Source organism: Pelosinus fermentans JBW45 (assembly GCF_000271665.2).
Lineage (GTDB): Bacteria > Bacillota > Negativicutes > DSM-13327 > DSM-13327 > Pelosinus > Pelosinus baikalensis.
The window spans coordinates 5,319,329-5,340,581 of record NZ_CP010978.1 but is presented as its reverse complement, the minus strand read 5'-3'; the positions used below and the strand labels follow the sequence as shown (position 1 = coordinate 5,340,581).

Annotated in this window: 22 protein-coding genes, 8 tRNA genes and 1 riboswitch; of the genes, 29 read left to right on the top strand and 1 reads right to left on the bottom strand. The window is 40.0% G+C overall.

The window, feature by feature from the left end; translation table 11 throughout:
- Positions 1–10 precede the first annotated feature (10 nt).
- Entirely contained in the window at positions 11–751 is a 741-nt protein-coding gene (locus JBW_RS23495) for a hypothetical protein (RefSeq protein ID WP_007954743.1), read from the bottom strand.
- A 190-nt stretch (positions 752–941) separates the two neighbouring features.
- Between JBW_RS23495 and JBW_RS23490 the strand changes: the two genes are divergently transcribed.
- The 29 genes from JBW_RS23490 (at position 942) to JBW_RS25905 (ending at position 21,122) form a co-directional block, all read left to right on the top strand.
- Positions 942–1,775: a mechanosensitive ion channel family protein gene (locus JBW_RS23490; RefSeq protein WP_007954745.1), complete on the top strand. Its 834-nt coding sequence runs from the start codon at positions 942–944 to the stop codon at positions 1,773–1,775.
- The gene (locus JBW_RS23485) at positions 1,772–1,978 is read left to right on the top strand and encodes a DUF951 domain-containing protein (protein ID WP_082076252.1); all 207 of its coding nucleotides are present in this window, start codon (positions 1,772–1,774) and stop codon (positions 1,976–1,978) included. The genes JBW_RS23490 and JBW_RS23485 overlap by 4 nt, the downstream gene beginning before the upstream one ends.
- Positions 1,979–1,980: 2 nt before the next feature.
- On the top strand, positions 1,981–2,169 hold the full coding sequence (locus JBW_RS23480; RefSeq protein WP_007936047.1) for a hypothetical protein: 189 nt from the start codon (positions 1,981–1,983) through the stop codon (positions 2,167–2,169).
- An 81-nt stretch (positions 2,170–2,250) separates the two neighbouring features.
- On the top strand, positions 2,251–3,357 hold the full coding sequence (gene ychF, locus JBW_RS23475; protein WP_007954749.1) for a redox-regulated ATPase YchF: 1,107 nt from the start codon (positions 2,251–2,253) through the stop codon (positions 3,355–3,357).
- A gap of 159 nt (positions 3,358–3,516) precedes the next feature.
- The gene (rpsF, locus tag JBW_RS23470; protein ID WP_007954751.1) at positions 3,517–3,801 is read left to right on the top strand and encodes a 30S ribosomal protein S6; all 285 of its coding nucleotides are present in this window, start codon (positions 3,517–3,519) and stop codon (positions 3,799–3,801) included.
- A gap of 18 nt (positions 3,802–3,819) precedes the next feature.
- Positions 3,820–4,230, top strand: a complete 411-nt coding sequence (locus tag JBW_RS23465) for a single-stranded DNA-binding protein (RefSeq protein ID WP_007954753.1) — start codon at positions 3,820–3,822, stop codon at positions 4,228–4,230.
- Between the two features lie 15 nt (positions 4,231–4,245).
- Positions 4,246–4,476, top strand: a complete 231-nt coding sequence (gene rpsR / locus JBW_RS23460; RefSeq protein WP_007936039.1) for a 30S ribosomal protein S18 — start codon at positions 4,246–4,248, stop codon at positions 4,474–4,476.
- A gap of 150 nt (positions 4,477–4,626) precedes the next feature.
- Complete coding sequence (locus JBW_RS23455; protein ID WP_235334102.1) at positions 4,627–4,944, top strand: MazG-like family protein; 318 nt, start codon at positions 4,627–4,629, stop codon at positions 4,942–4,944.
- A gap of 4 nt (positions 4,945–4,948) precedes the next feature.
- Positions 4,949–5,911, top strand: coding sequence for a YybS family protein (locus JBW_RS23450; protein WP_007954758.1), 963 nt, complete (start codon positions 4,949–4,951; stop codon positions 5,909–5,911).
- A gap of 41 nt (positions 5,912–5,952) precedes the next feature.
- Positions 5,953–7,959, top strand: coding sequence for a DHH family phosphoesterase (locus JBW_RS23445; RefSeq protein ID WP_007954764.1), 2,007 nt, complete (start codon positions 5,953–5,955; stop codon positions 7,957–7,959).
- The gene (gene rplI / locus JBW_RS23440; RefSeq protein WP_007954772.1) at positions 7,931–8,377 is read left to right on the top strand and encodes a 50S ribosomal protein L9; all 447 of its coding nucleotides are present in this window, start codon (positions 7,931–7,933) and stop codon (positions 8,375–8,377) included. The genes JBW_RS23445 and rplI overlap by 29 nt, the downstream gene beginning before the upstream one ends.
- Before the next feature lie 63 nt (positions 8,378–8,440).
- Positions 8,441–10,369, top strand: a complete 1,929-nt coding sequence (lonC, locus tag JBW_RS23435) for a Lon family ATP-dependent protease (RefSeq protein WP_036680657.1) — start codon at positions 8,441–8,443, stop codon at positions 10,367–10,369.
- Positions 10,370–10,393: 24 nt separating this feature from the next.
- Positions 10,394–11,728, top strand: a complete 1,335-nt coding sequence (gene dnaB, locus JBW_RS23430) for a replicative DNA helicase (protein ID WP_007954774.1) — start codon at positions 10,394–10,396, stop codon at positions 11,726–11,728.
- A 432-nt stretch (positions 11,729–12,160) separates the two neighbouring features.
- On the top strand, positions 12,161–13,447 hold the full coding sequence (locus JBW_RS23425; RefSeq protein WP_036680660.1) for an adenylosuccinate synthase: 1,287 nt from the start codon (positions 12,161–12,163) through the stop codon (positions 13,445–13,447).
- Between the two features lie 36 nt (positions 13,448–13,483).
- Positions 13,484–14,413 carry an HPr(Ser) kinase/phosphatase gene (gene hprK, locus JBW_RS23420; protein ID WP_007954776.1) on the top strand — a complete coding sequence of 310 codons (930 nt, stop codon included), beginning with the start codon at positions 13,484–13,486 and terminating at the stop codon, positions 14,411–14,413.
- 134 nt (positions 14,414–14,547) lie between these two features.
- Positions 14,548–14,623 (top strand) — tRNA-Lys (locus JBW_RS23415).
- Positions 14,624–14,629: 6 nt separating this feature from the next.
- A tRNA-Glu gene (locus JBW_RS23410) sits at positions 14,630–14,704 on the top strand.
- A gap of 5 nt (positions 14,705–14,709) precedes the next feature.
- Positions 14,710–14,785 (top strand) — tRNA-Val (locus JBW_RS23405).
- Positions 14,786–14,806: 21 nt separating this feature from the next.
- A tRNA-Asp gene (locus JBW_RS23400) sits at positions 14,807–14,882 on the top strand.
- A 4-nt stretch (positions 14,883–14,886) separates the two neighbouring features.
- Positions 14,887–14,962, top strand: a tRNA-Phe gene (locus JBW_RS23395).
- A 5-nt stretch (positions 14,963–14,967) separates the two neighbouring features.
- A tRNA-Lys gene (locus tag JBW_RS23390) sits at positions 14,968–15,043 on the top strand.
- A gap of 5 nt (positions 15,044–15,048) precedes the next feature.
- Positions 15,049–15,123, top strand: a tRNA-Glu gene (locus tag JBW_RS23385).
- Positions 15,124–15,127: 4 nt separating this feature from the next.
- Positions 15,128–15,203, top strand: a tRNA-Val gene (locus tag JBW_RS23380).
- A gap of 206 nt (positions 15,204–15,409) precedes the next feature.
- Positions 15,410–17,107 (top strand): methyl-accepting chemotaxis protein, encoded by a 1,698-nt coding sequence (locus JBW_RS23375; protein ID WP_007954777.1) that lies wholly within the window; start codon positions 15,410–15,412, stop codon positions 17,105–17,107.
- 321 nt (positions 17,108–17,428) lie between these two features.
- Complete coding sequence (locus JBW_RS23370) at positions 17,429–18,877, top strand: PAS domain S-box protein (protein WP_235334101.1); 1,449 nt, start codon at positions 17,429–17,431, stop codon at positions 18,875–18,877.
- Between the two features lie 196 nt (positions 18,878–19,073).
- Positions 19,074–19,161: riboswitch (cyclic di-GMP riboswitch) on the top strand.
- Positions 19,162–19,210: 49 nt separating this feature from the next.
- Positions 19,211–19,360, top strand: a complete 150-nt coding sequence (locus JBW_RS25520; RefSeq protein ID WP_007954780.1) for a hypothetical protein — start codon at positions 19,211–19,213, stop codon at positions 19,358–19,360.
- Positions 19,361–19,454: 94 nt separating this feature from the next.
- Positions 19,455–20,519 carry a sensor domain-containing diguanylate cyclase gene (locus JBW_RS23365; RefSeq protein ID WP_007954782.1) on the top strand — a complete coding sequence of 355 codons (1,065 nt, stop codon included), beginning with the start codon at positions 19,455–19,457 and terminating at the stop codon, positions 20,517–20,519.
- The gene (locus JBW_RS25910) at positions 20,516–20,779 is read left to right on the top strand and encodes a cache domain-containing protein (protein ID WP_007954784.1); all 264 of its coding nucleotides are present in this window, start codon (positions 20,516–20,518) and stop codon (positions 20,777–20,779) included. The genes JBW_RS23365 and JBW_RS25910 overlap by 4 nt, the downstream gene beginning before the upstream one ends.
- A complete protein-coding gene (locus tag JBW_RS25905) occupies positions 20,769–21,122 on the top strand; it encodes a methyl-accepting chemotaxis protein (protein ID WP_235334100.1) in 354 nt (117 codons plus the stop codon). Before JBW_RS25910 ends, JBW_RS25905 begins: the two co-directional genes overlap by 11 nt.
- Positions 21,123–21,253: the final 131 nt, after the last annotated feature.

Genomic DNA, 21,253 nt, shown 5'->3' with positions numbered 1-21,253 from the left:
GGATTCTTGCTTATTTTTTTTTGTCAATTTCCTTTGAACTACTTTTTTTATTATGAAACGTATATAAATGTTTGCAGCGGACACGACTTTCACGTTCATCGTCGAATTTTTCCGAGCTGCTACTATCGGTGGAGGCATCTTTGATTTCTGAAGGGGCAGGATTTGCTGAGGAAGTAGATGGAGTATCCGGGGATACTGCTTCATTGGTTCGTGCACCAAATGTATTGACTAATTGTTGTAGGGCGACAGCTTCTACTTCTTGGATATCTGAGTTTGACGACGGCGCTGGGGCAGGTGGCTCAGGAGCTCCTTCAGGTTTGGGGCAGAGCACTTCCTTGTCTGGAAGGCAAGAGCCTTTATGGTGACAGCACTCTAGGACACGCCGTAAGGCCTCCATCTCAACGACCTGCTCGGCTGTGTGAAAAGGAACATCTGTTGTAGGGGACTTATTGGCTAATAACCGAAATAAATCCACTGGCGCACAAGAAATTTTTAAAAAATCGCTGCTAAAAGCTACTTTGCAGCAGAGTAATTCAAGGAAGACATCGATCAACGTTCCAGCGTTATCAGCACGCCTTACTGCCCGCTCGAAGACTTCAGGACAAATTTCTGGTGTACGATGAATTTCTTCAGAGGCACCTACAAGCAGGCGATATGAAGCTACTAACGAAGAAAGATTAGGAATAACTGCGTTTATATCAGCCAATATCAGGTCAATAATAGGTTGAGGATTTTGATTGGTATCTGACATGATAGTCGCCTCACTTTAGCGTTGGTGCAACATTATATGCCAGAGGCAGTGCATTTGCTCTTCTTTATTAAGAAAGACTTAAGTAGAAGGATTTTTTCATATAATGTATAATATATATGCAATTATAGAAAGCTGGAAACAATATGATCATGAAAAGTAAAATAATGATGATTGTGAAAGGAACTGAACTATGACCATGTTGCTCACGCCGGAATTTTTATTAGCAGCAGGTAATAAAATAGTACGTCTTTTAGCTATTTTATTAGGATCAATGCTTATATTGCGTCTATTCTCCCTCATGGTGAATAAAATGTTTATCCCTAATGTTGGTATTAGTGCTTTTTCTTTTGACGAAAGACGTGCTAGAACACTGGGGGGAATGCTGCAAAGCATTATTCGGTATTTTATTTATTTTATTACAATCCTCATGGTGCTGCAAGAATTCCATATTGATACCACCTCTCTTGTGGCCGGAGCTGGTATTATAGGATTGGCTCTTGGTGTTGGCTCTCAAAGTTTGATCCGTGATTTTGTAACTGGTTTTTTCATTGTATTGGAAAATCAGTTTGCTGTCGGGGATTACATTGTCAGTGGTGATATGGCAGGTACTGTGGAAGACATTGGTTTGCGCGTGACTAAATTGCGAGATGGCAATGGTGTGCTGCACATTATTCCCCATGGTGCAATATCTAGGATTAGTAATTATACAAGAGGCCATATGCAAGCTGTAGTCAATATACCTGTTGCTTATGAGGCTGATTTGGATAAGGTACTTCTATTATTAGAAGAGGCTTGTATTTGTGTAGGCAAGGAGATGGAAGAGGTCTTAGAGGGACCGAAAGTATTAGGTGTAGTAGACCTTGGTGCTCAGATGCTAATGGTACGTATTGTAGCGAAGACTGTGCCTTTGCAGCAAGGAAAAGTGGAAAATACTCTTCGTTACACAGTAACACGTTTATTTAATGAAGCGAATATTCCCCATCCTGTGATGGATAATAGTAAAAGGCAAGAAGGTGTTAGATAATGGTACGTTATCAAATTGGTGATATTGTGAGAATGAAGAAGAACCATCCTTGTGGAACTGCTTTGTGGGAAATTACGCGGACAGGGATTGATTTTGGTTTAAAATGCCAAGGGTGTGGGCGTTTTGTCCTGGTGCCACGCGTAAAGTTTGAAAAAGGTGTAAAAGAAATCGTAACACACAAAGGTACGCAAGAGGAGGGATAAATGTGAAGTATCAGTTTATTGTAGGAGGCATGACCTTGGTGACGGGGATTGTGCTCATTGCAATGGGAACAGATTTTGGTAATAAAATCAATCTAACAGTGGGTGTTATCATAGGCTCTATTATGTTGTTATTAGGTACGGCAAGATTGAAGAATGCCATTGCTTATCGTCGTGAACATGGAGAAGAGTGAAGTGCCTGCTTGAAAATAGGGGAAGAATCATCTACAATAAGACATACTAAAAAGAAATTGTAAGTAAGGTGGAATAGATGAATGAGTACAAATTTAGAAGTGGGTATTGTTGGTTTACCAAATGTAGGTAAAAGTACATTGTTTAATGCGATTACAAAAGCAGGTGCAGAGGCTGCTAATTATCCTTTTTGCACAATAGAGCCAAATGTGGGTGTCGTAGATGTTCCGGATGAGCGCTTACCGCATTTGGTGGAAATGTATAAAACAAAACGCTGTATCCCGACGGCAATGCGTTTTGTTGATATTGCTGGATTGGTGAAAGGTGCGTCTAAAGGAGAAGGCTTAGGCAATAAGTTTTTAGCTCATATTCGCCAAGTAGATGCTGTTGCTCAAGTGGTACGCTGTTTTGAAGATGAAAATATCACTCACGTTGAGGGAGCATTAAATCCTTTGCGGGATATTGAAATCATTAATACCGAATTATGCTTAGCTGATTTAGACACATTGGAGAAGCGTATGGAGCGTGTGCAGAAGCTCATTAAAACTGGCGATAAGAAAGCACCGAATGAAATGGCGGTACTGGTAAAAATTAAAGAGCTTTTAGAGCAAGCATTGCCTGCACGGCGCGCCAATATGACAGAGGATGAAGCCGGACTCATTGGTGACCTAAACTTGATGACGTTAAAACCAGTATTGTTTATTGCCAATGTCAGTGAAGAAGAAGTAGCCAATGCAGAGGATAATGAGTATGTTAAAATTGTGAGAAAGTACGCCGTAGAAGAGGGTGCAGAAGTTATTGCAGTATCGGCCAAAGTTGAGTCAGAGATCGCAGAACTGCCAGCGGAGGACGCGAAGGAATTTTTAGCGGAACTTGGATTGTCAGAATCTGGATTGGATAAGCTGATCAAGGCTTCATACAAGCTTTTAGGCTTAGTGACGTTCTTAACGGCTGGTGAGCAGGAAGTACGTGCCTGGACGATAAAAAAAGGGACAAAAGCACCTCAGGCCGGAGGCAAGATTCACTCTGATATTGAGCGTGGCTTTATTCGTGCAGAAATTGTCTCCTATAATGATCTTGTACTGACAGGCAGCTCCAATGCGGCTCGTGAAAAGGGATTGGTTCGTTTAGAAGGTAAAGAGTACGTTATGCAAGATGGGGATGTTACGTACTTTAGATTTAATGTATAATATTTCTTTCAATATATATAGTTGCATTTGTATTACTATTAGTGATATAATATGTCAGTCTAGGGTAGCCTAGAGAGGTTTGAAAAAATGTTTATAAATGTTTACAAACCTTCCCTGCTCCCACTAGGGAGCCATTAGTCCACAGGAGGAGGTGATTTCGTGAGAAAGTACGAAGTCATGTTTATTGTTAAACCGTTGGAAGAAGAAGCGACAAATGCGGTAATTACCAAATTTGAAAACCTGATTAATAACAACGGTGGTCAAGTAGAAAAAATTGATCGTTGGGGCAAAAAGCGTTTGGCTTATGTAGTAAAAGACTTTGCTGAAGGTTTTTACTGCCTGACTACCTTTACAGCTGTACCAGCGACCATTCTTGAGCTTGATCGTATAATGAAGATTACTGAAGATATTTTGAAATTTATGATTATTAAAGTAGACGAATAGACCAGGGGGAATTAAACCATGAATAAGGTTATAATAGTCGGTCGTTTGACTCGTGATCCGGAAGTTCGATATACACAGACTGGTAAGGCAGTAGCATCTTTCAGTGTAGCAGTTGATACCGGTTATGGTGAGAATAAGCGAGCTGATTTTATTCCTGTAGTAGTATGGGATAAGCTGGCCGAAGTTTGTGGCAACAATCTTACCAAGGGTCGTCGTGTACTAGTTGAAGGACGTTTGCAAATTCGTGATTATGAGAAAGATGGACAAAAACGGCGTGCAGCTGATGTAGTAGCCCAAAATGTTGAATTTTTGGATACGAAGCAAGCTGTAAGCGGTGGCAGTACTGCTGCTAGTCCTGCAAAATCATCCGGATATGATGTCAGCTCCTTTGGTACAGAGGTCTTCCCTGAAGAAGAGATTCCATTTTAAAGGGAGGTATTATCGGTGAAACGTGAAAGAGGAAGAAAACCTAAGAAAAAGATTTGCAGTTTCTGCGTGGATAAAGTAGAAACGATCGATTATAAAGAAGTTGGTAAAATCCGTCGTTACACTACGGAACGCGGCAAAATATTGCCTCGCCGTATTTCTGGTAACTGCGCAAAGCATCAACGTAGTGTTACTTTGGCGATTAAACGTGCACGTATTGTTGCATTGTTGCCATTCACAGCAGAATAAAACAAAAGAGAGGTTACTTAACCTCTCTTTTATTTTATTCTGCTAAGAATGGGTCATCGTATCTTCTTATCTGGGATATACTTTATGATAAAGCAGGAAACAGACTATTGATTTGCGAATACTATATCAGATATAGTAAAAAGGGGGGGAGTGGCTGTTTTGTTTTCGAATGAGTCGGATATTTTACGCAAAATGCGTTTGATAGAGTGGCTAAAGGCGGAGTTGATCACCCATATTGGTCAACTATACCAAGCCATGGCAAAGAATAGTGAACAGGCGATTGGCGAAGGATTGGCTGCCGTAGTCGTTTCTTGCTATATTTTAGGAAGACGACTAGGGATTAGCTTTGAATCATTAGATAAGTCGGTTTTAATGCAAGTAGAACAAGATATAAAAAAAGAACGGGAAGTGGAGAAATGGTTTGGTGACTCTAGTGAGTACCGGCGTCATCTCCGCCAAAAGGGGTGAATGAATGAGACAGACACGGCTCAGGCCTATGGTAGAGGGTGGAATATTATCAGGGATTGCCATACTATTTGCCTTGATTAGTGCTTATCTTCCTCTGATTGGACCTTTTGTTAATTTAATGTGGCCCGTGCCCATTATTTTATTAGGTGTTCGTCATGGCTATAAGTGGAGCATTATGGCAACAGTTGTTTCTGGTGTTATGATTGCCATGTTAATGCATCCGCTGCATTCTCTTAGTGTGGTTGTTGGATTTGGTTTAATTGGTATTGTGTTAGGCTATGCCTTTCGTATGAATTTTAGTGCTGGTAAAACGATGTTGTGGGGAACGGCTGCTTCCTTGGTTTCTAAAGCTGCGTTATTGGCGATTAGTGCCTTAGTACTCGGTGTGAATCCTCTTACTATGCAAAGTGATGTAATGAATAATGCTGTAGCTCAGGCCATTGAAGTATACCGGGATTTTGGCATGGCAGAGCAGGAACTGGCTAAGATGTCTGAGTCTATGCAGTCCATGATTGAATTAATGAAGATTATTTTACCGGCAGGTTTTATTATGGCATCGGTACTTGATACGTGGCTGAATTTTCTAATTGCCAAAACTGTATTAAGAAAACTAGGGCATAATGTTCCTAACTTTCCAGCATTTAAAGAATGGTCCTTGCCGTATCACATTGTGTACTTTTTTGCATTATCCTTAGTGATGATCTATTGGGGTAATAGCAGGGAAATTAGCTTGTTGACTCAGGTTGGCATGAATCTTCAAGTGATCACGAGTACCCTCATTTTAGTGCAAGGTTTGGCGTTATTTAACTACTTTGCCGATAAATACAATTTGTCAAAAATGATTAAAGGACTTATACTGTTCTTGATATTGACAAATGGTTTTTTTGCGCAGATCTTGATAGTTGCAGGTGCAATTGATATGGTTATGGATTATCGACGTTTGCGAGGGCCTCAATCCAAAGATTAAAAACTGGATGTGTGAGACTAGCCTTCAAGGAGGAGTTGTTTATGCCGCAAGGTCCGTCTTTTTGGTTTGATACAAGAATTTATCTTGCTGTTGCCACAGCTTTATTAGTGGTAATTGTTTTTTATAATCCCTATGTAGCAGTATTAGGTGCAATTTTGTTATGTTCTTTGTATTTGTATGGGCGCGAACGCCACAAAGAGCGGCAAAAGGCGTTGGATAGCTACCTATATACGATGAGTAACTGCATTGAAGAAGGAGCATCCTATGCGTTAAAAAGTTTGCCTTTAGTTATGATGATCATTGACAAAGAGGGAAAATTATATTGGCATAATGATGTTCTTATCGACTGGTTTGGTGATGAAGTTGAACTAGGAGAGTCGATTATGGGCATTTGTCCCGAGTTTCCTTTGGATAAGGTATGGGGCAAATCCGGCCGGGAAGTATTTTCGACAGAGGATAAATATTATGATGTGATTCATGAACCCATAATTCATAAAATGGATCATGAAGAGCTAATAATCGCTTATATTAGTGATATTACAGCCAGTGAAAAAGTGAGAGCTGAATGTGTAAATTCTGTACCGGTTATGGCTTACATCCAAATTGATAATTATGATGATGTATTGCAAGGATTAAGTGAAGGTCAGCGAACGTCTGTAGTCGCGGAAGTCAATAAGCTTCTAGCAGAATGGGTGGCAGAGAATGAGGCTGTATTAAAGAAATATGCAGAGGACATGTATCTTGCGGTGTTTAACCGTCAGAACTTAAATAAATGCCTGCAGGAAAAGTTTGACATTCTTGATCGGGTACGTGCCATTCATATTGGCAATAAAATTCCCGTTACACTCAGTATGGGAGTTGCGGCTGATGAAGATTCTGTAGCTATATTGGGAGAACGAGCCCAAGCCGGTCTGGATTTAGCATTAGGCCGAGGCGGCGATCAGGTGGCTGTTCATGTAGGAGGTAAACTCCAATTCTATGGAGGTAAAGCTAAAGCGGTAGAAAAAAATACAAGAGTTAAGGCACGGATTGTAGCCCAGGCATTGCGGGAAATTATTGATGATGCTGATAGGGTTCTGGTCATGGGTCATACCAATGAGGATTTTGACAGTTTAGGTGCTGCTATTGGCGTGGGTATTATGGCTCGCCATTTAGGAAAAGAATTACACATTGTCGTTAGCCAGCCAGGGGTTTCATTAAGCAAACTGCAGGAGATTTTGGCCGATTATGAAGAATATCAAGATTTATTTATCACGTCAGCTCAGGCGATGCCACTGATTACTCCCCAAACCTTACTGTTTGTAGTAGATGTTCATCATCCAGAATTATCTGCAGCACCAGAGTTATTAAGTAAAGTCGATCGAGTGGTTGTTATTGATCACCATCGCCGCTCTGAAAAATTCATTGCAAATCCGCTATTAGTGTATCTTGAACCGTCAGCGTCTTCTACTTGTGAACTGGTTACAGAGTTATTGATGTACTTTGATGATTACCTAGAGTTTAATAAAATGGATGCAACGGCCTTGTATGCTGGCATTGTTGTCGATACGAAGCAGTTTTCGGTACAAAGTGGAGTGCGTACCTTTGATGCTGCAGCCTATTTAAGGCGTTCAGGAGCTGATCCTGCTTTAGTTCGTCAAATGTTTCGCTTAGACTTTGAGACGGTTAAGTCACGGGCTGAAATTTTGAATCAGGCAATCATGTTACCTGGCGGCGTAGTCGTAGCAGGTTGTCCCGATAATATAAAAAATGCACAAATTGTAGCAGCGCAAGTTGCTGATATGCTGCTAGGAGTAGAAGGAGTACAAATCAGCTTTGTATTGTTCTTCCTTGAAGATGGCGGCATTGGTGTTAGCGCACGATCCAACGGAGCTTTCAACGTACAAGTTATCATGGAAGAGCTAGGTGGAGGCGGACATCAGACAGTAGCTGGTGCTCAGGTTAAAAAAGGCACTATGGAAGAAGTAAAGCGCCAAGTGATAGAACTAAGCGCAAAGTATATAGAGGAGAGTGCAGAAAATGAAAGTAATTCTACAACAAGAGGTTAAAAAATTAGGCAAAAAAGGCGATATTATAGAGGTTTCAGAAGGCTACGCGCGCAATTATTTATTAGCGCAGAAATTAGCGATTCCTGCGACTGCTTCAAATGTCAATCAGGCAAGTCAACAAAAGGCATCGGAAGAACGCAAGCAACAAAGAGCACTGGATGAAGCCAATCTGTTAGCAGCGCAAATGTCCAAAGTAGAAGTAACCATTGGTGTGAAAATGGGCGAAGGCGGCAAATTATTTGGCTCTGTTGCGAGTAAGGATATTGCCGATGCTCTTCATGCTCAACATAAAATCGAAATGGACAAACGCAAAATTGATTTGAAAGATGCGATCAAGGCATTAGGTACATACCCTGTATCCATTAAACTGCACCCTGAGATTAGTGCTAAGATACAGGTACACATTATTGCTAAATAGCAAGAGCATTGGTTATGTATGCTTTTGCTGTCCTCTAACGGGGATTATAGAAAGGACTATTATATGAAAAACTTTTTTAACAAATTTATTCCTAGACGACCGTTGCCTAGTAGGGCAAGGGTCAATGAACAGCTAAAGCATCAAACAACAGCATTATATGAAATGTATGCGGGTATTTTTGGTCCAGATAAAGTGGTGCTAAAAGCTGTAAAACTGGATGCCTTATCTTTAATGAATTCTGAAAATACAGGAGAGCGAGTATTGGCCTTGCAAAAGCTGGTATTTGAAGATCCAACAATGGAAAAAATACCTACATTGCAAGAGGTACCGGAAATTTTAGTTGCGATTGAAGAAGAGATAGCTAGTTTAATGGCTCGTCGGTCCCTGGAAGATCGGTTAGAAAAGAAGATTAATGATAAGATGGAAGAACGCCATCAAGAGTATGTAAGAGAAATAAAGATGCAGGTTCTCAAAGAGGAAGAAAACAATGTTGAAAATCCTCAAACTTTAAAAAAATATGCCATGCTGGAAGTGTTAGAGCAGAAGAAACTGACTAAGTCAGCTATGGAAATCACTCGTCCAGAAACATTAGGGGAAATTGTAGGGCAAGAAAGAGCGGTAGAAGCCCTTCGTTCTAAATTGGCATCACCCTATCCTCAGCATCTGATTCTTTATGGTCCGCCGGGGGTTGGTAAAACAACGGCTGCCCGCTTAGTATTAGAAGCGGCAAAGTCTCTTAAGTTTACGCCCTTTGCACAAGAGGCTCCTTTTATCGAGGTGGATGGAACCACATTGCGGTGGGATTCCCGAGGGATGACCAACCCTCTTTTGGGTTCCGTTCATGATCCTATTTACCAAGGAGCGCGGCGAGATTTAGCTGAGACGGGTGTGCCAGAACCGAAACCCGGCTTAGCTACAGATGCTCATGGTGGTATTTTATTTATTGATGAAATTGGTGAAATGGATGCAATGCTGCAAAATAAGCTGCTAAAGGTACTAGAAGACAAGCGGGTATCTTTTGAATCCGCCTATTATGATCCTTCTGACCCGAATGTTCCCAAGTACATTAAAAAGCTTTTTGAAGATGGTGCGCCCGCTGATTTCATTCTGATTGGTGCGACCACAAGAGATGCTTCGGAAATTAATCCTGCGATACGGTCACGCTGTGCTGAAATTTACTTTGAGCCTTTGACGCCAAAGCATATAGAAGAAATTGTTTATAATGCGGCAGTCAAATTAGGTGTAGCTTTAGAATCTGATGTAGCTGCTTTGATTAGTGAATATACCATTGAAGGCCGTAAGGCTGTTAATATCTTATCGGATGCCTTTGGTATCGCTTTATATCGGTCCAGTGATCATGAAAAGGTAGTCATTACCCATGATGATGTATATAAAGTAGTACAGGTTAGCCGTCTAACTCCTTTTGTAAATCTTAAGGCGGCTAAGATTGGTGAAGTTGGTAAAGTATTTGGTCTAGGTGTTGCTGGTTATCTTGGTTCTGTATTAGAAATTGAAGCTGTATCCTTTGCAGCAGGAGAAAAGGGTAAGGGACGTTTGCGTTTTAATGATACAGCCGGCAGTATGGCAAAAGATTCAGTCTTTAATGCTGCAGCTGTAGTCAGAAAGATAACAGGTGAAGATTTAGGCAACTATGATGTTCACATTAATATTATTGGCGGCGGACGCATTGATGGTCCTTCAGCTGGGACGGGCATTTTGGCTGCAATTATTTCCGCTATTACAGAGCGTCCCATTCGTCAGGATGTTGCAGTGACAGGTGAAATTTCCATTCAGGGTAAAGTGAAGGCTGTCGGTGGTGTCTTTGAGAAAGCGTATGGTGCCAAACAGGCAGGTATTACGACTATGATTATTCCGAAAGAAAATGAAAAAGATATTCCCCAAGGGCATTTGGGCTTAGAAATCTGTCCTGTAGATAACGTAGAAGAAGCACTAGCCATTCTATTGTCTGATACAGAGCAAAAAAGTGCATAGCAAGATGGGGAGGAGGCAAGTTGATTGTTAGATAGAATACCACCACAAAATATGGAGGCTGAGCAGGCAGTACTTGGCGCCATGCTGATTGAGCGGGAGGCAATTTCTAAGGTTGCTGAGTTGTTACGGCCGGAAGATTGTTATCGCGAAGCTCATCGCTTAATCTATAATGCTATGCTGGAACTTTTTAATAAAAATGATGCAGTGGATATGGTTACTGTTATTGAGTTTCTGCGCAAAGAAGACAAGCTGGAAGCAGCGGGCGGGATTGCTTATGTAACCTCCCTGGCGAACAGTGTACCGACTGCTGCTAATGTATTGTATCATGCAAGAATCGTAGAAGAAAAAGCGCTGTTGCGTCAATTGATTAATGCTGCTACCAATATTGCCGGCATGGGATATGAAGGCAGTGAAGAAGTAACTACTATTTTAGATAGTGCTGAAAAAATGATACTATCTGTATCCAGTCGAAAAATGGGGGGAGAATTTACTCCCATTAAGAGTATTATCTTTGATGCATTTAATAAAATTGAACAGCTATATGCTTCAAAAGGCAGTATTACTGGCCTTTCCACTGGATTTAAAGACTTAGATAAGCTGACTTCAGGTCTGCAGCCCTCTGATTTGATTCTGATTGCAGCTCGTCCTAGTATGGGTAAAACGGCTTTTGTACTGAATATTGCCCAGCATATTGGAATTGCCGAGAAAAAGGCAGTGGCATTCTTCAGTCTGGAAATGTCCAAAGAGCAATTGGTTCAACGTATGTTGTGTGCAGAATCCGCCATTGATTCTCAGCGATTGCGAATTGGTGAGCTGGAAGCTAAAGATTGGACGAAACTTGTCAGCGGGGCAGACAGATTGTCCGCAGCACCTATTTTTATCGATGATACAGCAGGTATTACCGTAATGGAAATGCGCTCAAAGGCAAGACGCTTAAAGATAGAGCATAACTTGAGCTTAATTATTATTGACTATCTGCAGCTTATGCAAGGCAGTGGAAAGGGGAAAGGGAGCGAGAATCGTCAACAGGAGATTTCAGAAATCTCCCGTTCCCTAAAGGCTTTGGCCAGGGAAATCAATGTCCCTGTTATTGCCTTGTCTCAGCTTAGTCGTAGTGTGGAATCCAGGCAGGTAAAGAAACCGATGCTAAGCGATCTTCGAGAATCAGGATCACTAGAACAGGATGCGGATATTGTGGCTTTTCTCTATCGGGATGACTATTACAATCCTGATAGTGAGCAGAAAAATATTACGGAAGTTATTATTGCCAAACATCGTAATGGTCCAGTTGACACTGTTCAATTATTCTTCCATAAACAATTTACGAAGTTTAGTGATTTGTCGAAATTGCCAGGATAGGGGAGGTAGATGATATCTCCTCTATTTTTATGATGTTTTGCGGAAAAATCAGTACTTCTATCAAAAATAAATAGAGGTTTTGCAAGAAAATCCGAACAATGGTTGTCCAAAAATAAAAAACATTCGAAAAAACATTGACACTTTTAGCACTAAGTGCTATGCTATATGAGGGAAAAAATCTAGACTTTAAATAAAAATTGAGTGAGTACTAAGATGGTGAGTGAATTTTATGGTCTAGGGATAAAATAAGCATGCCTAATTATAAACAACTTATTAACAAAGTTATCCACAGTTTGTGGATAACTGGTTAGGTACATTAGGTTTGGTTTATAAGTAGAAATAGATTCTAAAGTCAAATGATACCAGAAGTTAAAAAAGAGAGAAAAGAACTTTTGGCAAAAGGATTTTAAAAAGATGGGAAGGGTGAATATTATGCCAGCAGTAGTAGTAATGGGAACTCAGTGGGGCGATGAAGGAAAAGGAAAGATCGTAGATTATTTGGCAGAAAAAGCAGATGTTGTTGCTCGATACCAAGGTGGTAATAACGCAGGTCATACTGTGGTAGTAGAGGGTAAACAATTTAAATTGCAGCTATTGCCATCAGGAATTTTATATAAAGGCAAGACTTGCGTTGTTGGTAATGGCGTGGTAGTTGATCCAGGCGTCATACTTAAGGAAATTAAGGGCATGCAGAGTCAAGGCATTGATACCTCAGGTTTAAAAATTTCTAACCGGGCTCATGTTATTATGCCATATCATCGTTTATTGGATGAAGCAGAAGAAACCTATCGTGGTGATCATAAGATTGGTACGACCAAAAGAGGCATTGGTCCATGTTATATGGATAAAAACTCTAGATGTGGAATTCGTATCGTAGACTTAATGGATGAGGAAGAGTTCTCAGAAAAACTCAAGCGCAATCTAGAGGCTAAAAACCATTTACTAAAAGCTGTATATGGTCTAGACGGCTTTGACTATGAAACCGTGAGAAAAGAGTATTTAGGTTACGCAGATGAATTACGTGCTTATGTTTGCGATACATCGGCAGCTTTAAATAAATCATTAAAAAATGGAGAAAAAGTATTATTTGAAGGCGCGCAAGCAACCTTATTGGATTTGGATCATGGAACCTATCCATATGTTACTTCATCCAACCCCATTGCTGGTGGAGTGTGCGTAGGTGCAGGTATTGGACCTACTAAAATTGACAAAGTGATTGGCGTAGTGAAAGCCTATACGACTCGTGTAGGAGAAGGTCCGTTCCCTACAGAATTATTTGATGAAGTTGGCGATCATATTAGAGATAGAGGTCATGAGTATGGTACGGTTACTGGTCGCCCTCGCCGTTGTGGTTGGCTAGATGCCAGTGTAGTAGGTTATGCTGGCCGATTAAGTGGTATTGATTATATGGCGATCACTCGCTTAGACATTTTAGATGAGTTAAAAGCAGTGAAGTTATGTGTTGGCTATAAATATAAAGGTAAGTTATTGGAAGAGTTTCCTGCCAGTTTAAAAGCATTAGCAGAAGTAGAACCTATCTATGAAGAACTGCCAGGCTGGCAAAGTGATACCACTGGTGTTCGTAACTATGCTGATCTGCCTTTGAATGCACGTCTTTATTTAGAACGTTTAAGTGAAGTTGCCGACATTAAGCTTGGCATTGTATCGGTTGGTCCTGGTCGTGATCAGACCATTGTAATGCATGAGATTTTTGGATAAAATGGCAAGGGAATAATTAGCATGTAGGTGATATAAATGGCAGCCTTGTTGTTAAGAGAAATTGTTGATTCTTTTTGTCTTACAGTCGTGGATAAAAATTGTAATCTTAACGTTCCAGTAGAAGTGTCTGATATCAATCGTCCGGGACTGGCTTTAGCTGGTTATTTGCAGCATTTTGATGAACAGCGCATTCAAGTAATTGGCACAGCAGAATCGGCATTTCTAGAAACCTTAAGCGAAAATTTGGCAACTGAGCGGTGGCTGTCATTTATTAATCTGCATTTTCCCTGTTTAGTGATCACTCGCAACATCATACTCCCTGAACGTTGGCTGCAATTGGCGGCAAACCGTCAATTGCCAGTTTTTCGTACCCGTTTAGCTACGACTCGTTTTATTGCTCAGCTAACTAATTATCTAGAGCATAAACTCGCGCCAAGTACGACTCTTCATGCTGTTCTAGTAGATGTGCATGGTGTAGGAACTTTAATTATTGGAGAAAGTGGAATCGGAAAGAGTGAAACTGCACTGGATCTGATTAAGAGGGGACATCGTCTGGTGGCAGATGATGCCGTAGAGGTCACCTGCACGGAAGAGAATGTATTGACCGGTACGGCGCCAGAAGTATTGCGTCATGTGATGGAAGTTAGAGGACTTGGTATTTTAAATGTTAAGGCATTGTTTGGTATTGGTGCTGTTAGGCCGAATCAAAAAATTCATCTTGTCATTCAGTTAGAAGAGTGGGATCAAGCCAAGGCTTATGATCGTCTAGGTCTTGATGAAGAGCATCATGAGATTTTAGGAGTCGGCTTACCTTGTAAAACCATTCCTGTACGTCCTGGACGGAATTTATCTAATATTATTGAAGTGGCAGCAATGAATTACCGACTCAATAAATCGGGATATAATGCTGTGGAAGACTTTATTGAAAAACAAAGAAAGTTCTGTTTGGGAAATGCGCCAGAGTGATACAGTATAGAAAAATAGAGTAATACTTTTTGTCGAAAATATGATCTATTTGACATAGCAGATGAAATTAACAATAAAAACAAGTTGACAGTAATCGAATATTCCTATATAATCATATCTTGTGAGAGCGAGATGATCCACTAGCTCAGTTGGTAGAGCACCTGACTTTTAATCAGGGTGTCCCGCGTTCGAGCCGCGGGTGGGTCACCATTTTACGGCCCGTTGGTCAAGCGGTCAAGACACCGCCCTTTCACGGCGATAACGGGGGTTCGATTCCCCCACGGGTCACCAAACACGGGCGATTAGCTCAGCTGGGAGAGCGCCTGCCTTACAAGCAGGATGTCGGCAGTTCGATCCTGTCATCGCCCACCATTACCTCTTACAACAAAACATGGCCCAGTAGTTTAGCGGTTAGAATGCCGCCCTGTCACGGCGGAGGTCGTCGGTTCAAATCCGATCTGGGTCGCCATTATGCCTCGATAGCTCAGTCGGTAGAGCAGAGGACTGAAAATCCTCGTGTCGACAGTTCGATTCTGTCTTGAGGCACCATTTCCGGTTCACTAGCTCAGTTGGTAGAGCACCTGACTTTTAATCAGGGTGTCCCGCGTTCGAGCCGCGGGTGAGCCACCATTTATGGCCCGTTGGTCAAGCGGTCAAGACACCGCCCTTTCACGGCGATAACGGGGGTTCGATTCCCCCACGGGTCACCAATTCGGGCGATTAGCTCAGCTGGGAGAGCGCCTGCCTTACAAGCAGGATGTCGGCAGTTCGATCCTGTCATCGCCCACCAATCGTAAACTAACCTCACGTTGATGAAACGTGAGGTTTTCTTATTTATTCTGATGGAATTTGACAAATTAGAATAAAATGTTATGGACAATTCATGTAATATTTGGAGGATTATGTAATTTTACATAGAATATATTAGTATAGATAAATTTAGAAAAAAGAGAATAGAGAGAGTTTTCGAACTTTTGTCTAAATGGAGGAAGAGAAATGGAAAAGAAAAGGTTGCCAATCGTATTACAACTTACCTGTATGTTCATTCTAGTTATATTTTTGTTAGTATCTGTATTGGGTTTTACGGTGTATAAGCTTATATCAAGCGGTCAGACCACCGAGGAGTTGGTAAAGCACAATGTAGTAAGCGCTAACCTTGTAAAAACAGGTCACTTAGAATTTACGGGAGCATTACTTGATATGAGAGGTTTTCTCTTTTACCCTGATGGTGCAGTTTATGAACAGGGATACCGTGAGAAAATTAAGAAGAGTAGTGAATTGGCCAAAGAATATAGTGATACTTCCAAGATGGCTGAAACAAAAGAGGATGGAATCCTGCTGGCGAAATTAGTAAGTGATTATGTAGTATTAGGTGATAAAGTTATTGCTGCAAAAAAGGCAAATGCTCCGAATTTAACGCAGCTCACAACCCAAGGACGAAATTTAGTAAAAGATATTGATGACCAATTTCGTAAGTTAGATGTACGACAACAAAAATACATAAGTGAAAGAGCAGATGCTGTACTGCAGGATGCAACAGCTACTGGCAGGAATGCTCTTATTTATAGTATTGTTATAGCCTGTATCGTGGTCTGTATGGGTATCTGGTACAGTAGAAACTTGGCGAGTCGCCTTAAAAATATCAATAGCGAATTAGCTGAGGTAGGAAATCTGAATCTTACAGGAAAAGACGTTTATCCTACGCGTAATGATGAAATTGGTGATATGGGATATATCGTCATTGAGATGAAAAAATCTCTTAAAGGTTTCGTTTCCCAGCTTACCAACAGCAGCCAGGTACTAAGTTCGACGAGTATCGAATTAAGTGATTCCGTGAGTGAACAATTAAAAGCAGTAGAAACCGTAGCAGAGAGTGTAACCAACATTGCTGCTGGATCTTCTCAGAATGCAGATAATATTAGTAATATTTCTGCTACGATGGAAGAAATCTCAGCAAGCTCAGAAGAAATTAATGCTAGTACCGCGGAAGCCAATAACAATGCTCAAAATGCCGTAGTAGAAGCCGGGAAGGCAATGGAGCTGTTGGCACAAACGGTTACGCAAAATGAGTCGATTACCTCTTCCATGAATCAGATTACGACAGTTACTACAAATTTGGATCAAGGATCGGTAAAGATAAAGGGAATTGTAGATTTAATTAACAGTATTGCCGCCCAAACCAATCTTTTAGCATTAAATGCTGCTATCGAGGCGGCGCGTGCAGGGGAAGCTGGCCGTGGTTTTGCCGTTGTGGCTGAAGAAGTGCGAAAGCTGGCGGAGCAAAGTGCTAGCGCAACGGATGAGATTGCTAAGATTATTGATAATATGGGAAATGACATTAACTTTGCCGTTTCTACTGTAAAGAAAGCAAATCAGGAAGTTGACAAGGGAAAAAGTTCTACCATTGCAACGCAAAAGGGTTTTGATGTAATTATAGAGAAAATGGAAATGGTAAAAAATGAGATTGAACATGTGGCCGCTTCAATGCATGAGACTTCTCAGGGTATCCAGACAGTCGTGGCCAGTGTAGAAAATATTACGACAGTTGCCCATGCTACCTCAGCAAGTTCTGAAGTCGTCGCAGCTTCGGCTGAAGAGCAGACGGCCGGTATGCATGAGATAGATACGAATGCGGCTAAATTAGCGCAGTTAGCAACTCAAATGATGGAGATTGTAAAGAAGTTTAAAGTATAACAAAATTCAGGTACTACTATAAGAAACTCTGCCTATAGGGGGCAGAGTTTTTTTGCGAGCTCTAAATTAACAAAGAGAGAGAAACCTTAATAAGGGAACTATAGAAAAGTAAGGCAGGATAGTATACTATTATAAATATGAGATATTTTGTAATTTAACCCATAATGATGTAGAATACTGCATCTGAGGATGGCTGATTCTTACCTTACGATAAGAAAGGGAGATTGGCTAGATACAGTTAAAATACTTGTAGGGCTGGTCGAGACAGGAATGGTTGCTAATTCAAGAGAACATAGTATCACAACGGGGAGGGACATATCTTTGGGAAATGTAAAAAAGGTTCTTACTGAAGAATTCAAACGTGAAGCGGCTATTTTACATCATAACTATGAAAAAATCATACGTGAGTTAGGTATCGGAAAGAGTGTACTATTCCCCTATTTTTATCAAACGATAATCTCTCAGGATGCTTCTATTCTTGAAAAAGGAAATCAATTAAAAGAAAAGCCCTTTGATAAAGAGGCAGGAAAACAATATAAATTGAGCAATACAGAATTAGTAAAATATATTGATAACCTAGAAAGTAAGCTGCTGTATTTAGAGAAGAAGCATAAAGCAATTATTGATAATGTAAAAGGTGTCATATTTCAAACAAATAAAGCAGGATGTTGGACTTACTTAAGTCCTATATGGACAAGGATTACAGGTTTTACGATAGAGGAAAGTATCGGAAAATTTTTTTTGAATTATGTGTATGCAGATGATCAGGAATTTCATTATAAACAGTTCCAATCCATAATCGAAGAGAAACGGTCATATAGTCGGTATGAAATTCGTTATTCTACTAAAAATGGTGAATTTCGCTGGATCGAGGTATATGCTCGACTTACAAAGGATCAATATGGGAATATCTCCGGTACCTTGGGTACCTTACATGATATTACAGTTCAACGAAAAACCGAGAAAATGCTTCACTTAGCCTATGAACTTAGACGCAGAAGTGATTTTTTAAATGATATCGTAATGGGAACTACCAGCGTAGATGAAAGAATAAAAGATTATATGCATACATTAGGGTTGGATTTTTCTCGTCCCCTAATTTGTTGTTTATTAGTTTGCAAGGACTTTATTGGCAGGGAAAAAGAACAGAATAATATTATTGAAGTGTTGGGGAATGAGAAAGGCTGCATTGTATGGAATTGTAGAAATGATATAGGCGTTTTATATCAAGGGGGGAACGTCGAATACGCAACAGTGGAAAGCAGTATGATGTTTGCTCATGCGTTACTAGAGAAGATTTATCAATATGATTCTCAACTAAAACTCGTGCTTGGAATTAGTAATGTACAAACAGGCTTAAATAGTGTTAGGAAGACTTACTGGCAAGGATGGAGTGCTACCGTGGCGGCACAATGTCAAGGCAAGGAAGATGGTATTTTTCATTATAAAGACTTAGGAATTTTACAGCTTTTAGTTAAAAATATTGGTAATGAAGGTGCAAAGGAATTTGTTAAAGAGCAAATTGGTACTCTTATTCGTTATGACGAAGAAAAGGGAACCAACCTTGTAACCACCTTAGAGGAGATATTGCAGCACTCCAATTTAAAAAAGACTGCGGAAAAAATGTTTCTGCACCCCAAAACAGTTGTTTTTCGCAAGCAGCGTATTGAAAAAATATTAGGAGTATCCCTTGATTCTTTTGAGACAAGACTCGCCCTTGGAGTAGCTCTGAAATTGCGCCTTGTAAATCAAGTTATTAAAGCAAATTAAGTCCATAACTAATATCTTATAGGGATAATGATAAGATATTTTTTTATTGGAAATTTAGCTTATGGAGATAATAGAATATCCCTTACTACTAGACTATACTTATAGAGTAGCCAATAGTAGTGTAATTCTAATTTTCGTCAAATATTTCCATCAGAAAACTAGCATACATCGCAAAATGACATGAACAGCTATACATTAGAATTATAAGCAAACCTGCCGAAAGGCAGGGACGCAAAGCCTTGGGTCTAACGATACAATTGTTCTATGACTGCCAGGTTGCATCATGTTTATTTGATGTACCTGTCGGTTTTTTTATATTGAGGGGGATTTTTTATGAAAGAAGAGGAGAATTTGGAAATTGGTGATATTGGAAAGGAATTAGATGAACTAATTTGTGATATTTTTGAGATTCTCCAAGATATTAAAGCAATTAATAAAGAACAGCTAGTTATTAATGATATTCCAGATGCAAAGAAAACTTGATGCTATGGGGATTTTCACTTTCTTCGCATCGTAGCCTACCCATTCGCCGGGCTGGTCAATAGCAAAGAAGTATAGGGATTTAGGGGTGTAAGAGATGCTTTGTACCTTACCTAGTGAGGAGATTCTGGAAAAAATATTTTTCATTTCACAACGCCTATCGAGCTACGATGGAGTGGATGATATATGGGATTATATTGCCAAAACAGCTCTTACTATTACAAGAGCTGACGCAGTTGTAATTAGAGATTTTAATCTTGTAAGCGGACACCTTACAATTGTAAAAAGTTATGGACTTTCAAAAAGCTATATCAATGAACCCCCGATTCGTCTTGAGGAGGGGGTAATTGGCTGTGTCGTATCGGAAAGTAAGCCTTATATACATAGCGATATATCTCAAGCGATAGAATGGAATACTAGCGGACTTGCTAATAAGGAAGGGATACGATCTATAGTATGTGTACCATTAAAGGGGAAGGAAAGCAGCACGGGAGCTATCACTGTCATGAGAAAAAAGGTAGAGCCCTTTACAGAACAAGAAGTATTTCTCTTGAATATGTTTGGTTTACAAGCTAGTGAAGCCATAAAGATTGTAAAATTAGTTAATTCACTACAGCAACAGGCGATGTATGATTATCTAACACAAATTTATAATAAGAATGCTTTAAACTCAGTACTCGAGAAAACATTATTATTGTCAAAAAGATATTCTAGCGCGATGAGTGTAATTTTTATTGATATCGATAATTTTAAAATGTTTAATGATACTCATGGGCATCTTCTAGGTGATAAGCTTTTGTGTGACTTTGCAAAAATCTTAAAGAAAAGTTGTAGAAAATCAGATTCCATAGGACGGTTTGGCGGAGAAGAATTTGTAATACTAGCCCCACATACTAATAAAAAAAAGGCCGTAGCATTTGCTAATAAAGTACGAAAAAGCGTTGAGAAAAGTACCTTTATAGGAAGAGGCAACAGCGAAAATCATATTACCTTTAGTGCTGGCATATCTTGTTTTCCAGAAGATGGTGATACCGTCTTTGAACTCTTACAGCAGGCGGATCGTGCCATGTACCAAAGTAAAATAACCGGAAAAAATAAAGTTACTTCGAGGATTGATGAACTAGACATTTTTGAAGTCAATGGGAGAGGAATCATAGTATGAAATTAAACAAAAAATTAATGTTATTAAGTGTAATACCCACAATATTATTTGTTCTCATAAGTTGCTTTTATATCATTCCTAAAACAAAAGAAAACATTTATTTGCAAAAGGACATTCAAATAAAAAATAATGTAGAAATAGCACATTCCACCGTAGAATATTATTACACCCTTTCTAAGTCCGGTGTGATGGCAGATCAAGAAGCGCAAGAAAGAGCAAAAGAAGTGATCAGTAAAATGCGCTACGGCAGTGATGGTTGAAAAAGCGGTACATGCGATGGATGAAGGTACATTGGCGGTAACGGAAAATATGAATGCAACAGGAGATACTTTTGGTGAATTTGCTACATTAGTAAACCACGTAACTGATGAGATTCAAAGAGCCGTCGCTGCAATTCACGATATAGCAGAAGGAGCAAAGCAGGTGGCATCATCCATGGAAGTACTGGACGGGGTTAGCGATAAAACTGCGAGCAAGACGCAGACGGTATCAGCCTCCACAGAAGAACGAACCGCATCCATTGAAGAAATTGCTATTGCCAGTGACGCATTATCACAATTAGCTGAAAAACTGCAATTGGAAATTGTTAAGTTTAAGGTTTAGCCTAAATCAATAGAAACGCACTTCATGTGATGTAAATAGGAATTTATCGCCACTCATTGCTATTATTATACGCATATGGTATAATGATTAGCGTTGGGATACTAAGCAGTCATAGCAGAGCAAAAGAAGGC